Here is a 14905-nt window from a genome sequence, read left to right on the forward strand (position 1 = left end):
TTTTACCCCGGCCGCGTATGATTGGCCGGTCTGCTTACAATGGCTAGGTCCTGATTCAGGACACCGCCGGCAGGCCGGCCAATACTTTTTGCACACCCGGCAGGAATTCCATGATGTCCGCTGTCCGCGGACCGTGGTGTGCGCACGCAATCCAGGTTTCAGGGAGCCCAATGAACGCCGTCCAGAGGTTCATCAGAAGCAAAGTGCTGCTGCTGACCGCGGCCATCTTGATCGCAGCAATGTGCTTGTCGGTCCTCGTCCAAGGTCAATCGCAAGCAGCATTGAAGCGAACGGTTGATGAAAACTCGCGGGGTCTCTACGACGTCCTCGTCCAGGCCAAGGCCGGATCCTCACCGCTGATGCAGCCGGAGATCGCCAACGGCGGGGGAGGCATCAGCTTCGACCAGCTCGAGTCCATCGGCAAACTGTCCGAGACGTCCGTTGCCGCCCCTATCAGCCTCGTGTCACGCGTGACGCAGAACCTTGAAGCTCCCCGCCTCGATGCCATGGACTTCCTGGGCTACAACGCAGGCCTTGCCGGCACGGCCACCACGGACCAGGCGGCCGGAGCCACCGACCCCGCCAAATGGCCGGCGGCGGAGTCCGTGCTGAGTGACACGCCCAAGAAGTACCGTCTGACCGCCAGTGCAGTCAGCTCCGACGGCGTCTCCGAGCAGGTCCTGTTCAAGTCCTCCGCCGAGGGCACACTGGGCAAGGCAAAGCTCGTCGAGGAACAGACGGCCGGCGGCACCAGCATCCGGATCGCACCTCCGGCAGGCGAAACAGGCATCAAGTTCCCCGCCCCGGCCGGCGGTTCCGAACACAACCTGTTCAACCTTTCTGTGTCGCTGCCACTGTCACCTGAGGTGACTGAGTCCGTTGTCGCCGTCGACCCCGTGGCTGAGCGCGCGCTGCTGGGTTCGGCAGGCGATTTCCTGGCTCCGCTGGAGAAGGCACCGCCCGCGGATGCCCGCAATGCCGGTGCCATCGGGCGCCACTTCGAAAGCCTCTTCACCAACGGCATCAGCATGGAAGACCTGGAAGAAGGCCCGGACTTCCTGGGCGTCAAGCTCAAGTACTGGGCGCCGCTGATGACCCAGTACCAGCAGGCCAAGCGGACCGGTCAGCTCACCGCTGACTCCCAGGGCATCCCCCTGATTGTGCGCTCCGGCACCTCCCTGGACCTGAAGTACAACGTCAAGATCGAGGAAGTGGACGCCTCCGGCAAGGTGGTCAAGGAAGTGGGCACGGCGTCGCGCTCACTGGACAAGGACTACCTGCCGTTCGTCTCCAAGGATCCGTTTGCACTGTCCTGGCCGGGTTCCACCGACCATTCCTCGCTTCTCGGCGCCCAGGGCAACTTCAACCAGGGCCTGTACACCCCGGCCACGTGGAGCACCGACTTTGCCGCCGCACCGAAGTACGCCGACGGCGAGGCAGCCGCCAACGGGGCCGTCCAGAAGACGGCCACCCCGGGGGACTGGGTCACGGTCAACCGGCTGCCGGAAAAGGGCGCCAACGGAGCCCCGGTTGACCAGACGCAGCGTGAACCCGTGGATGAAAGGTCCTACCGCGAGGATCTGGCTACGGGGGAGAAACTCGCCGCCCCGCTGGCCATGGTCTACGGAACGTTCGACCCCTCGGCCGTTGAAGCAGCCGCCGGCGACGTCAACCGCCTTCCCCTGGGCGGCTACGATCCGACCCCGCTGACCCTCACCAAGGATGCAGACGGCAACGCCGTGGCCGCCACGGACCTCAAGCCCTCACTCAGCGCCACCGGGCTGGCCAGCCAGTCCGCCGGCGCCATCACCGACTACTACGGCCTTGCTGCGGCCCGCGGCTACAAGGACAACGCGGCCGTGATCGACGCTGTCCGCGTCCGGGCGAAGGCCCCCGGCAGCTGGAAGGAAGCACAGCCCGACGTCGAAAAGCTTGCCTCCGAGATCCGCGCGATGGGCCTGGAAGCCACCGTGGTGGCCGGTTCGGCGCGCGAGGACGCCAGCATCTTCGTCCCCGGATACTCCAAGGATGACGCCGGCAAGGAGTCTGACCTGGGCACCGTCCAGCAGTCCTGGGTCCGGCAGAACGCTGCCGACGCCGTCACGGGGTCACTGACCGGCACCAACGTCACGCTGCTGTTCCTGACCCTGTGCGGCGCCGCGCTGCTCACCGGTGCGTCCACGGTCAGCTACATCCGGAAACGCAAACGCGAAGCCGGGACCCTGCGCGCCATGGGCTGGACCCAGCGGCGGATCCGCAGCTGGGTGCTCGAGGAATTCGGGGTTGGCGCGGCACTGCTTGCGGTAGCCGGGATTGTGCTGAGCCTCGTGAGTTGGAGCCTGACCACGGCAGTTGTGTCCGCCGCCGTCCTGGCCCTCTATGCGGCGGCAGCCTTCTTCGCCGCCCAGCAGCTTCGCCACCGCGACGAAGTGGACCAGGAACCACAGCACGATGAGCGGCTGATCCCGGTGGATTCACCGCTGACCTTTGCCAACCGCCAGCTCAGCACCAACAAGTTCAACACCTTGTCCCTGGCAGTCGCAGTAGGTGTCTTCGGCGCCGCGGTGGGCGGCCTGGTGGCGTTGCTGATCGACATTCCCCGCGCTGCCGGCGCGAGCGCCCTCAGCGGACTTGCTGCGGCCAGCGTCGCCCTGCCGAGTATGATGCTGGCTCTCGCCGGTGTCGCCGTCGGCCTGATACTCACCCTGGTGACGGGCAGGTTTGAGCTGAACGCCAAACGCCAGTACCTGGGGATCCTCGAAGCGATGGGCTGGAACCCGGACATGCTCCGCCAGGTCCGCCTCTTCGAAAATGCGCTGGTGGGGACCGTGGCACTGCCACTGGGCGTCCTCGGCGCGCTGGGCATCGGGCTCCTCCTTGCCCCGTATGCCGCCCTATGGGCCGGCGTCGCCGGCCTCGTGGCTGTACTTTGCTGGATACCGATTGCAACGAAAGTGGTCCAATGACAAACCAGACGAATGTTCACCGGAGCCGGAGGTCCGGCGCTGCTGATGCGCCCCTGCAGACCCGCGCCAACACCATCGTCAAGGCCGCGGACCACGGGACCCCGCTGGAGCTGAGCGATATCACCATCCGCTACGGCGGCGGCAAGGGCGGAGCGGAGGCCGTCAGCGTTGTCGAAGGTTTCGACCTCACCCTGCACGCCGGCGAGATGCACTGCGTCGCCGGCCGAAGCGGCTCGGGCAAGACCAGCATCCTGACCGTCGGCGCAGGACTGACGCTGCCGACGTCGGGGCGTGTCTTCTGGGAAGGCGATTCGCTCGAAAGCATGGGCGACGACGAAATCGCCGACCGCCGTCGGGCCCTGATTGGTTACGTGGACCAGGGCGGTGCCCTGATCGACGGCATGAGCGCACTGGAAAATGTCCTGCTGCCCGCCGTGCCCGACGGCGAGGTGGACCAGCGCCGCGACATGGCCAAGGACCTCCTGGACCTGGTGGGCCTGGGCCGCCGGATGCGCCACCGCCCCGCGCAGCTCTCCGGCGGTGAACGCCAGCGTGTGGCGATCGCGCGTGCGCTGATCCTGGGGACCCGCGTGCTGGTGGTGGATGAGCCCACTGCCAGCCTCGACCGGGCCTCCGCCAACCGCATCATCAGCATCCTCAAGGACACCACCTCGGACGGCATCGCGGTGCTGGTCGCCTCGCACGACCACGAACTGGTCCGCCTGAGCGATACGCTGACAGAACTCATCTAGCCCGTCCCTCCGCACCGAAAGTACCGTCCGCACGTGACTGCTTCAGAGAAATCCCCGTTCTACATCACCACGGCCATCACCTACCCGAACGGCGTGCCGCACATCGGCCACGCCTACGAGTACATCGCCACTGACGCCATGGCCCGCTTCAAGCGGCTGGACGGGCATGAGGTGATGTTCCTGACCGGCACCGATGAGCACGGCATGAAGATTGCGCAGGCGGCCGAGAAAGAAGGCGTTACGCCCAAGGAACTGGTGGACCGCAACGCCGAGGTGTACAAGGCCGCGCACGCAGCCCTTGGCATCACCTACGACCGCTTCATCCGGACCACGGATGCTGACCACTACGCGGCATCGCAGGCCATCTGGAAGAAGATGGAAGCCAACGGGGACATCTACCTGTCCAAATATGAGGGCTGGTACTCGGTCCGTGACGAGGCGTTCTACGGTGAGGATGACACCGTGGTCAAGGACGACGGCGTGCGCTACTCCAAGGAGACGGACACCGAAGTGACGTGGACGGCGGAGGAAAGCTACTTCTTCCGGCTGTCCGCCTACCAGGACAAACTGCTGGCCCTTTACGAGGCCCAGCCGGAATTCGGTGCACCCCAGTCCCGGTTCAACGAGGTGATCAGCTTTGTCCGGCGCGGCCTGGAAGACCTGTCCATCAGCCGCACCACGTTTGACTGGGGCGTCCCCGTGCCCGGCAACGACAAGCACGTGATGTACGTGTGGGTGGACGCGCTCACCAACTACCTGACCGGCGTGGGCTATCCCGACGTCGAGTCGGAGTCGTTCCGCAAGTTCTGGCCGGCCGACGTGCACATCATCGGCAAGGACATCTCGCGGTTCCACGCGATCTACTGGCCTGCGTTCCTCATGAGCGCCGGCATAGAGCTGCCCAAGCGGGTGATGATCCACGGCTTCCTGCACAACAACGGCGTCAAGATGTCCAAGTCCCTGGGCAACGTGGTGGCCCCGGCCGACTTCGTGGCGCAGTACGGCCTGGACCAGGTGCGCTTCTTCTTCCTGCGTGAGGTCCCGTTCGGCGCGGACGGCAGTTACAACCACGAGGCCATAGTGGGCCGGATGAACTCGGACCTGGCCAATAACTTCGGCAACCTCGCGCAACGCTCGCTCTCCATGGTGGCGAAGAACTGCGAAGGCAAGCTCCCTGTCCCTGGCGCCTTCACCGCCGAGGACACCGCAATCCTGTCGCAGGCCAACGGTCTTCTGGAAACCGCCCGGGCGGCCTTTGAAAAGCAGGAGTTCAGCCGCGCGCTCGAAGCGATCTGGGGTGTCCTGGGTGACACCAACGCCTACTTCGCCGAGCAGGCCCCGTGGGTGCTGCGGAAGACCGACGTCGAGCGCATGAACACTGTCCTGTACGTCACCCTGGAAGTGCTGAGGATTGTGTCCATCCTGGCGCAGCCGGTGATGCCCAACGCCGCGGCCGCGCTCCTGGACACGCTGGGTCAGCCGGAGGGTGACGCGCGCCAGTTTGCCGCGCTGACGACGCCGATAGTCGCCGGGACTGCCTTGCCCGTACCTTCGCCGGTGTTCCCCAAGTATGAGGAACCCGCCGAAGGCTAGCGCCGTCCGGCCCGCCTACCTGCCGTCTCATGACTGAGTACGGTTGGCGACAGCCCAGTACTGCTGACCCCGGAAAGCGGGTAACGAGTACTGGAGACACAGGTCAAGCCGCTGCATAGCCTTTTTCTCGTTAGCAAGCTGATGATTCGCATCTGGGAGAACCGTCGCTCCGATGCCAGCTGTTTGCCTTTTTCGCCCTTGCGTCGGGGCGCCGTTCCTCCACACGTCTGATCAGTTTTAACCAGACAATGGATGGAGACGGAAATGAAACGGATCCTTGCCGCCATAGGTGTCACCGGTCTCGTGTTACTCGGTGCCACGGCTCCGGCTGCAGCAACGGACGATGAAGAAAAGGGTGATCACAAGGTCACCATCTGCCACGCCACCGGCTCGGACACAAACCCGTATGTTCAGATTACGGTTGACTGGCACGCCCTGAAGGCCCACCACTCCGAACACTGGGGAGACATCATCCCCGGGGGCCATAAGTGGGGCGGCCAAAACTGGGATGTGGACGGACAGGCAATCTACTACAACGGCTGCGTGCCCTGCCCCCCTGAGGAGGAGCCGGAGCCGGAGCCGGAGGAGCCGCCAGTTGTCGAGGAACCGGAGCCGCCGGTTGTCGAGGAGCCGGAGCCGCCGGTTGTCGAGGAGCCGGAACCCCCGGTCGAACCTGAGGCTCCGCCGGTCGCTCCGGAGGAGCCGCCGGTTGCCCCCGAGGAGCCGACGGTAGTCACTCCGCAATCGCCCATCGGGGCGGTCCAGCGGCCGGTCGTTGCAGCCCCCGTGGTTGTCAACAATCCGGGCTTCAACGTCCAGACAGCGGTAGCACCCTCCGACGGCGGGCTGGCCCCCTGGGCAGCAGGCCTCATCGTGATGGTCCTGGCAGCGGGAGGAGTCGCAGCCCGCAGGCTGATGCCGGCAGACGGTGCAGTGTCCCGGGAGGGCAACGACTGACACCATCTGGCTGTCGCCCGCAGGGCGGTAGATAAACTGATGCAGGCGCCGTGGCCGAAAGGGCACGGCGCCTGCAGCCACATCAGCACATTCCCACCAGCACGTGAGGGGAAACTATGGACAGCGACCACAGGCAGGCGTCCGCCGGCGTGCCGGCCGGCACCGATCCGCCAGTGAACCCGAAGACGCCACCCCACGCCGGTCCGCCCAAGCATGCACTTCCCCGCCGGCGGAGAATGTTCACTCTCAAAAGCACGCTCTTTGTACTTCTCTGTGGAGTACTTGCCTACGTTGCCGTCGCCTTCCTGCCGCAACTGACCGCACCGGGGCCCACGCCGCCACCCGTCATTGCCCGGCAAACGCAGACCGCGCCGGCCGCGCCGGCACCCACGCCCTCTGCAGTTCCGGCGGTGGACGTCCCGACGGCGGCAGTTCCGGCCGGTCCGGCCGCCTCGCCGCCGCAGCGGCTGGTGTATCCCGCGGCGGATATCGACGTGGTGATCCATCCGCTGGAACCCAGCGGTGCGGACCAGGCCAGCCAGACAATTGTTCCCCCGCCCACCATGGACGGCTACTGGCTGACCCCCTACGGCGTTCCCGGCGCAGGCTCCCTTAATACCACCTACGTGGTCGGCCACAGCTGGGTGGACAGGGACGCCCCCTTCAACCGGCTGAGCTCCAGGGCGGCAGCCGGCGACCCGTTCACCGTGACTACTGCCACCGGCGAACTCGCCTACGTGGTGGACTCGGTGACAACATACGAGAAGGAAGGCCTCAAAGACAGCCCTATCTGGCAGGGATCACCCAACCGCCTGGTCCTTATTTCCTGCTACACCGGGGACTTCTGGGGGACAAACGTTGTGGTTGTCGCCTCGCCCGCCGCAGTGGTTCCGGCACGCTGACTGCTACGGACGGCTGTCATCTCAGTAAGTGAGACGGATTGTCCGGCATTCGGATTCAGTTAATATTCTTGGACCATGAGCGCATCCATCAATCTCGCAGTTATTCCCGGTGACGGCATTGGCCCCGAGGTCATTGCCGAGGCCCTGAAAGTCCTCGAGAAGGCGGTAGCCGCTGAGGGCGTGGATCTCCAGCAGACCCACTACAAGCTCGGTGCCGAGCACTGGCTTGCTACCGGTGAAACCCTGCCGGACGAGGTCCTGGCGGACCTGCGCACACGCGACGCCATCCTGTTTGGTGCTGTGGGTGCTGCCCCCGGCGATACAAGGATTCCCTCGGGCATCATCGAGCGCGAGATGCTCCTCAAGCTTCGCTTCAGCCTGGACCACTACGTCAACCTGCGGCCGTCACGTTTGTATGGAACCGTAGGCAGCCCGCTGGCAAACCCCGGAGTCATCGACTTCATCGTGGTTCGCGAGGGAACCGAAGGACCTTACGTCGGCAACGGCGGCACCCTGCGCGGCGGCACGCCGCACGAAGTGGCCACCGAGGTCTCGCTGAACACGGCCCACGGCGTAGAGCGTGTAGTGCGGGATGCCTTCCGCCGTGCCAGCGCCCGCGAACGCAAGCACGTGACCCTGGTGCACAAACACAACGTCCTCGTCTTTGCCGGCCACCTGTGGAAGCGCACCGTCGAAGCCGTAGCCCGGGAGTTCCCCGAGGTCACCCACGATTACCTGCACGTGGATGCTGCCACGATCTTTATGGTCACGGACCCGTCCCGCTTTGATGTCATCGTCACGGACAACCTCTTCGGCGATATCCTGACCGACCTCGCTGCAGCCATCACAGGCGGCATCGGACTGGCCGCTTCCGGCAACATCAACATGGACCGCACCGCCCCGTCCATGTTCGAGCCGGTCCACGGCTCCGCCCCCGATATCGCCGGCCAGCAGAAGGCCGATCCCACCGCCGCCATCCTCTCGGCATCGCTCCTGCTGGACCACCTCGGCTACACCGCGGCGGCCCGGAAGATCGAGGCCGCGGTTGTTGCCGACGTCGAAACCCGCGACGGCGGAGCCCGCAGCACCAGCGCCGTCGGAGACGCCATCGCCGCAGCGCTCTAGGCCGTCCCGCGGGGACTGCCCGCGGGACCCGGTACGCGGGCGTAAGCTTGTTTCGAATTACCAACTGCTGCCCGGCGGTTTCAATGCTGAATCCCGTCCCAAGGCAGCCGATCGTGGAGGAACCATGACTCAGACTGCCCATGGCGTCGAATTCACCCAGCAGCCTTCGGCAACCCCGAAGTCCGCTGAAGAGCGTGCAGCCATCCTGGCCAACCCGGGATTTGGCAACCACTTCACCGACCACACAGCGGTGGTGGACTACAAGGTCGACGAACAAGGCAACGGCGGCTGGCACAGCCCGCGTATTGAGGCATACGGGCCTATCTCCCTGGACCCCTCGGCTGCGGTGCTCCACTATGGCCAGGAGATCTTCGAAGGACTCAAGGCCTACCGCCATGCCGACGGATCCGTGTGGACATTCCGGCCGGAGGCGAATGCCGCGCGGCTGAACAAGTCCGCCCGCCGGCTGGCGCTGCCCGAACTCCCTGTTGAGTACTTCCTGGGCGCCATCCGGGAACTCGTGGTGGCTGACAAGGAATGGGTTCCGGCCGGTGACGGCGAGGCCCTTTACCTGCGCCCGTTCATGATTGCCACGGAAGCGTTCCTGGGAGTCCGCGCCGCACGCGAAGTCACCTTCCGCGTGATTGCCTCGCCCGCCGGCAACTACTTCGGCGGCGAATTGAAGCCGGTCTCCATCTGGATTTCGCGCGAATACGCCCGCGCAGGCCGCGGCGGCACCGGGGCGGCCAAGTGCGGCGGCAACTACGCCGCGTCCCTGATCGCGCAGCAGGAAGCGGAAGCGAACGGCTGCAAGCAGGTGCTCTTCCTGGATCACTTCAACGACGACGCCGTGGAAGAACTCGGCGGCATGAACGTATTTTTTGTGATGAAGGACGGTTCGCTGGTGACACCTGCGCTCACCGGGACCATCCTGGAGGGCGTCACCCGCTCATCAGTGATGCAGGTAGCCACGGACATGGGCCGGGACGTCACCGAGCGCAAAATCACCCTCGCGGAATGGCGCGACGGCGTGGCCTCCGGCGAGATTACCGAGGTCTTTGCCTGCGGGACCGCTGCTGTCATTACCCCCATTGGTGTGCTGAAGGACGCCACTGAGTTCATCGGCTCGGAGGATGCAAAGGCGGGGGAGGCCACCATGGCCATCCGCCAGCAGCTTCTCGGTATCCAGACAGGTACTGTGCCGGACAGGCACGGCTGGCTGACCCGCCTCGCCTGAGCAGGGAGGGCACTGCCGAATTACGACGGCGGCTGACCGGCACGGTGTGATGTTCCACACGGTGCCGGGCGGCCGCCGTCGGCCGTCGACCCGGTCTTTTCCGGCGCCGCCAACCGCGGGTTTTAGCGGCGGGCGGCCTTTCGGGCAGCGTTCTTGAGGGCCTTGCGGGAGACCGGTTTCAGGGCCTTCCGTGCGGCTTCGTCGGCCAGGGCCTGGTTGCGGCGGGCGTCAATGATGTCGTTCCACAGCGTTGTCGCAAAGGCACCGCCGTCCTGGCCGTAGACGTCGTAGGGGTAGTCGGCATAGATGGACGGCGTGCTGCCGCCGGCGGGCAGATCTTTCCCTGTTGCCTTCGCCACGGCGTCGCCGAGAGCCCAGGTTCGGGTCAGGTGGTGGACGAGGTTTTCCTGGACAAAAATGGCGGCGTCGCTGGAGGCAGCAGCGCGTTTCAGCAGGGCGTCGAGGTCATCCGCCAGGATCTTGGCAGCAGATTCTTCGACAGGTGCGGACCCTGCTTTGATGTCTTCGGCCACACCATCCACCGCCTCACTCCAGTCGGTGGTCTCCCGGAACTTTTTCCACGTGGGGAACCAGACAATGCTGCCCGTTGCGTGGTTGTGGATGTGCTGGAGTCCGCTGTTTTTCTCCGTTGCGGCATGATCGTGGCCGGCGGCATCCGCCCCGGCGAGGAGCTCAGACAAGGAGATTGTGGGTGTGGCGCTCATGGTGTGTGTTTCGGCTTCCTGCTGGAGAACGTGTGGTCTTCACTGGTGGTCAACCCGGTCCGGGCTCTGTTCTATTCCGGCAGGACGGCGGCACGCTGCTGCCGATGAAAAGAGTGGCTGTCGGTGCAAAGATAGGACGGTGACTTCAGCCCCCAGCCCCGGCCTGCAGCGCAGCTCGGCCCTGACGCAGTTCTTCCTGGCCCCCAATCCCGGACCGATGAGCCTCGACGGCACCAATTCCTACGTAATTACGGCACCCGATGCCAGTGCTGCAGTGATCGTGGACCCGGGCCCGGAAAATGACGACCATCTCCGGCGGCTGGCAGGCGCGGGCACGGTTGAACTGATCCTGGTGACTCATCGCCACGCAGACCACACGGCGGGCTCGCGACGGCTTCACCAGCTCACCGGGGCACCCGTCCGGGCCGCGGATCCCCGGCACTGCCACGGCGGGGGAGAACCGCTACTGGACGGTGAAAACATTCACGCCGCGGGAGTATCCATCGGGGTCATTGCCACGCCGGGCCACACCTCGGATTCGGTCTGCTTTCATCTTCCCGATGACGGCCCCGCCGGCTCAGTCCTGACCGGCGACACGATCCTCGGCCGGGGGACCACCATGCTGGACTACCCGGATGGCACCTTGGGGGATTATCTGGGTTCGCTGGACCGGCTCGAAGCCCTTGGACCGGCTACCGTCCTGCCCGCCCACGGGCCGGTGCTGACCTCATTGGAAGACATCACCCGTGAATACCGCGCGCACCGCCTGGAGAGGCTGGACCAGATCCGGGCCGCGCTGGAACGGCTGGGCCGGGACGCGTCAGTGGCGGCGGTGGCAGACGCCGTATATGCCGACGTCGGACCTTCCGTCCGGCGGGCCGCCGAAATGTCCGTAGCCGCGCAGCTTCATTACCTGCACGGACGGTCGGGGAGCTGACCTGCGCGAACGGCCTCCGGGCAGGAGGCCCCCGGCCAAGACTGTAGGCTAGGAACCATGCGTATTGCCCGGTTTGTAGTCGATTCTGATCCCCTCTACGGCGTGGTTGAAGGTGAGTCCGGCAGTGAGGTAATCACTGTCATCAACGGCGACCCCTTCTTCAACGGGGTGGAGCGGACCCACGTCAAGCACAAGCTCGAGGATGTCCGCCTGCTTGCCCCCATCATTCCCCGCAGCAAGGTGATTGGCGTCGGCCGCAACTTCGTGGAGCACGCCGCCGAACTGGGCAACGAGGTACCTGCCCAGCCCCTGCTGTTCCTGAAGCCCAACACCGCCGTGGTGGGGCCGAACGATCCCATCGTGCTGCCGGAGTTTTCCGAGGAAGTCTCCTTCGAGGCCGAGCTGTGCGTGGTCATCGGCCGGATCTGCAAGGACGTTCCCGAGGAGCGCGTTGATGACGTGATCTTCGGTTACACCTGCGGCAACGACCTCACGGCCCGCGATGTCCAAAAGACGGATCTGCAGTGGGCCCGTGCCAAGGGATTCGACACCTCGGCGCCGCTGGGCCCGTGGATTGAAACAGAGCTGGACACCGAGGACCTGTCCATCCAGGGCCGGCTCAACGGCGAACTGCGCCAGGACGGCAGCACCAGCCAGATGATCCGCGGCGTGCGGGAACTGGTGTCCATTGTTTCGAGGGCATTCACGCTGCTGCCCGGCGATGTCATCATGACGGGCACCCCGGCGGGCGTGGGACTGGTCCAGGCCGGGGACCGCTACGACGTCGAAATTGAAGGCATCGGACGCCTGTCCAACCCCGTGGTCCGCCGCTGACGTGAAGTGCCGCCGGCAGGACGGGGCACTCAGCGGCAAGCGGTAAAGTTGAAGCCACTATGACTACTGCTTCTGCGCCGAGTGCTGCCTCCGTCCCGTCCGTCACTGCCGATACCCCGGTGCGCGTCCGGTTCTGCCCTTCACCTACTGGAACACCACACGTCGGCCTCATCCGGACAGCCCTGTTCAACTGGGCCCACGCCAAGCACACCAAGGGCACGTTTGTGTTCCGGATCGAGGACACGGACGCTGCACGGGACTCGGAAGAGAGCTACCTGCAGCTGTTGGAGGCCCTGAAATGGCTGGGCATCACATGGGAAGAGGGCGTGGAGGTCGGCGGACCGCACGAGCCGTACCGGCAGTCACAGCGGCTGGACCTCTACAAAGACGTGGTGGCCAGGCTCCTTGAGGCCGGTTACGCCTACGAGTGCTATTCGTCTCCGGAAGAGGTCGAAGCGCGCCACCGCGCCGCAGGCCGTGACCCCAAGCTCGGCTACGACAACTTCGACCGCGAACTCACCGACGAGCAGCTTGCGGCCTTCAAGGCGGAAGGCCGCAAGCCCGTCCTGCGCGTCCGGATGCCGGATGAGGACGTTGTTTTCACCGACCTCGTCCGCGGTGACATCACGTTCAAGGCCGGCAGCATCCCGGACTACGTCATCGTCCGCGCCGACGGTTCACCCCTGTATACCCTGGTCAACCCCGTTGATGACGCCCTGATGCGCATCACGCACGTGCTTCGCGGTGAGGACCTCCTGTCCTCCACACCGCGCCAGGTGGTGCTGATCCGCTACCTCATCGCCATCGGCGTCGCCAGCTACCTGCCGCTCTTCGGCCACCTCCCGTACGTGATGGGGGAGGGCAACAAGAAGCTCTCCAAGCGTGACCCGCAGTCCAACCTGTTCCTGCTGCGCGACCGCGGATTCATTCCCGAAGGCCTGCTGAATTACCTCTCACTGCTGGGCTGGAGCCTTTCCGCCGATGAAGACATCTTCACCGTGGACCAGCTGATTGAATACTTCGATGTCAAGGATGTGCTGGCAAACCCGGCACGGTTCGACATCAAAAAGGCGGAAGCCATCAACGGCACGCACATCCGCATGCTCAACCCCGAGGACTTCCGTGCCCGGCTTATCCCGTACCTGCGGACCGCCGGGTTCGTGGGGGAGGAGCTCACGGCACGCCAGGAGGAAATCCTCACCGAAGCCGCACCCCTCATTCAGGAACGCGTCACCCTGCTGGGCGAAGCACCGGAGATGCTCGGATTCCTGTTCAAGGCAGATGACTCCATCGACATGGCCGATGACGCCAGGAAGGGACTGCCGGCGAACCTGACCGAGGTCCTGGACGCCGCCATCGCAGCCCTGGAACCCGTTCAGGACTGGAACCCGGAAAACATCCAGGCGGCATTGAAGCAGGCGCTCGTGGAGGATCTCGGCATCAAGCCCCGGCTGGCTTTCGGGCCGGTGCGCACCGCCATCTCCGGACGACGCATCTCACCGCCGCTGTTCGAATCCATGGTGATCCTGGGCAAGGACTCGTCCCTGGGCCGGCTCCGCACTTTTCGCGGCTGATCATGGCAGGCACGGCAGTCGACGGCATCCTGAAGACACGCTTCGGGACCATCCGGGGTGTTCTTTTCGACATCGATGACACGCTGGTTGACCTCGAATACGCGATGACCACCGCCCTGCGCGAGGTCAGCGAACACCTCCTGCCGGGGCTGGACCAGCACGGGTGGGAGCGTTTCGGCAGGATCTTCACGCACGAAACCACGCACTACTACGACAGGTACCTGGCGGGCGAGCTGACGTTCAACGATCAGCGCCTGCTCCGGGGCCGCGCCGCCCTGGGCCACTTCGGCGTCGACCTTGCCGACGGCGAGGAGGCGCACCGGTGGCTGACGGCGTACAGCCAGCTGCAGCCGGCCTACGTGCGGGCCTTCGAGGACGTGCTTCCGCTGCTTGATCTCCTGGATGCTGCCGGCATCCCCTACGGTGCCGTGAGCAACAACGTGCACGACTACCAGCGGGCGAAGCTCGACAGCGCCGGGCTGGCCCGCGTGCGCCGCCTCGTCGGCACGGACACCGTTGGCGTCGCCAAGCCGGAACCTGCCATCTACCTCGAGGGCGTCCGCCTCCTGGGGACTTTCCCGGCGGAGACGCTCTACGTGGGTGACAATAGGCTGCTGGACGCTGAAGGCTCGACGGCGGCAGGACTGGTGGGCGTGTGGCTCAACAGGGCGGGGGAGGCTGCCCCGGAGTTTGCAGGCCACGAGGTCGGCTCCCTGGCGCAGCTGCTGCCTTAGCTGCCCTCGCCGGAACGGGGCCGGCAACCCCGTTCCGGCGGCCGATTTGTGCCAACGAAAATCCTCGGGTAGAGTAATTTCTCGTGCTGAGGCGCACGGAGCGCAGGTTGAAGCCTGAAACTCCGGCCCGGAAGTATCATTGGGATATGGTGTAATTGGCAACACTACGGTTTCTGGTACCGTCATTCTAGGTTCGAGTCCTGGTATCCCAGCTCTGGTTCTGACACTGAAAAAGTGTTCGAAATCAGGAGTTTCACACCGGTTCGCCGATTTGAAACACCCGCTCAGTTTATGAAATACTCACTGAGCAAACCGGCCAAAACCGGGTGGAAGTGAGAACTTCCTGGAAGTACGCGGCCCCATCGTATAGCGGCCTAGTACGCTGCCCTCTCACGGCGGTAACGCGGGTTCGAATCCCGCTGGGGTCACAAAATAACGGTCCCGGGCAACAGCCCGGGGCCGTTTTTGTGTTCCGGCCACATCGGCTCCGGTCCGGATCACGGGCTGAACTGGCATGATGATGCTGTGACCTCTTCTGACGGTTTTCCAGCGAAGCCTCCTCCTCCTCC

The 14905-nt window shown here is 64.9% G+C and carries 12 protein-coding genes and 2 tRNA genes; 13 read left to right on the forward strand and 1 reads right to left on the reverse strand.

Annotation, left to right across the window (positions count from 1 at the left end; all coding sequences use genetic code 11):
* The first annotated feature begins 170 nt into the window (after positions 1-170).
* The 7 genes from GUV69_RS01655 to GUV69_RS01685 all read left to right on the forward strand — a co-directional run bounded on the left by GUV69_RS01655 (position 171) and on the right by GUV69_RS01685 (position 9532).
* On the forward strand, positions 171-2966 hold the full coding sequence (locus tag GUV69_RS01655) for an FtsX-like permease family protein (protein ID WP_164199141.1): 2796 nt from the start codon (positions 171-173) through the stop codon (positions 2964-2966).
* Positions 2963-3718 carry an ABC transporter ATP-binding protein gene (locus GUV69_RS01660; protein WP_164199142.1) on the forward strand — a complete coding sequence of 252 codons (756 nt, stop codon included), beginning with the start codon at positions 2963-2965 and terminating at the stop codon, positions 3716-3718. Before GUV69_RS01655 ends, GUV69_RS01660 begins: the two co-directional genes overlap by 4 nt.
* A 33-nt stretch (positions 3719-3751) precedes the next feature.
* Entirely contained in the window at positions 3752-5311 is a 1560-nt protein-coding gene (gene metG, locus GUV69_RS01665) for a methionine--tRNA ligase (protein WP_164199144.1), read from the forward strand.
* Positions 5312-5575: 264 nt separating this feature from the next.
* Entirely contained in the window at positions 5576-6268 is a 693-nt protein-coding gene (locus GUV69_RS01670; protein ID WP_164199146.1) for a hypothetical protein, read from the forward strand.
* A 236-nt stretch (positions 6269-6504) separates the two neighbouring features.
* Positions 6505-7170 (forward strand): class F sortase, encoded by a 666-nt coding sequence (locus GUV69_RS01675; RefSeq protein WP_164206119.1) that lies wholly within the window; start codon positions 6505-6507, stop codon positions 7168-7170.
* 75 nt (positions 7171-7245) lie between these two features.
* Positions 7246-8295, forward strand: coding sequence for a 3-isopropylmalate dehydrogenase (locus GUV69_RS01680; protein WP_164199148.1), 1050 nt, complete (start codon positions 7246-7248; stop codon positions 8293-8295).
* Positions 8296-8419: 124 nt separating this feature from the next.
* Positions 8420-9532 (forward strand): branched-chain amino acid aminotransferase, encoded by a 1113-nt coding sequence (locus tag GUV69_RS01685; RefSeq protein WP_164199150.1) that lies wholly within the window; start codon positions 8420-8422, stop codon positions 9530-9532.
* 122 nt (positions 9533-9654) lie between these two features.
* Here GUV69_RS01685 and GUV69_RS01690 read toward each other — a convergent pair whose 3' ends face one another.
* Positions 9655-10257: a hypothetical protein gene (locus tag GUV69_RS01690; RefSeq protein ID WP_164199152.1), complete on the reverse strand. Its 603-nt coding sequence runs from the start codon at positions 10255-10257 to the stop codon at positions 9655-9657.
* A gap of 139 nt (positions 10258-10396) precedes the next feature.
* Here GUV69_RS01690 and GUV69_RS01695 point away from each other — a divergent pair, with 139 nt between their 5' ends.
* The 6 genes from GUV69_RS01695 (at position 10397) to GUV69_RS01720 (ending at position 14764) form a co-directional block, all read left to right on the forward strand.
* Positions 10397-11194, forward strand: a complete 798-nt coding sequence (locus tag GUV69_RS01695; protein WP_244292588.1) for an MBL fold metallo-hydrolase — start codon at positions 10397-10399, stop codon at positions 11192-11194.
* 57 nt (positions 11195-11251) lie between these two features.
* The gene (locus GUV69_RS01700; RefSeq protein ID WP_164199154.1) at positions 11252-12028 is read left to right on the forward strand and encodes a fumarylacetoacetate hydrolase family protein; all 777 of its coding nucleotides are present in this window, start codon (positions 11252-11254) and stop codon (positions 12026-12028) included.
* Positions 12029-12087: 59 nt separating this feature from the next.
* A complete protein-coding gene (gene gltX, locus GUV69_RS01705) occupies positions 12088-13602 on the forward strand; it encodes a glutamate--tRNA ligase (RefSeq protein WP_164199156.1) in 1515 nt (504 codons plus the stop codon).
* A gap of 2 nt (positions 13603-13604) precedes the next feature.
* Positions 13605-14336, forward strand: a complete 732-nt coding sequence (locus GUV69_RS01710; protein WP_164199158.1) for an HAD family hydrolase — start codon at positions 13605-13607, stop codon at positions 14334-14336.
* A 140-nt stretch (positions 14337-14476) separates the two neighbouring features.
* A tRNA-Gln gene (locus tag GUV69_RS01715) sits at positions 14477-14548 on the forward strand.
* A gap of 143 nt (positions 14549-14691) precedes the next feature.
* A tRNA-Glu gene (locus GUV69_RS01720) sits at positions 14692-14764 on the forward strand.
* Positions 14765-14905: the final 141 nt, after the last annotated feature.

It is taken from the genome of [Micrococcus luteus] ATCC 49442, assembly GCF_010367585.1.
Lineage (GTDB): Bacteria > Actinomycetota > Actinomycetes > Actinomycetales > Micrococcaceae > Arthrobacter > Arthrobacter luteus_A.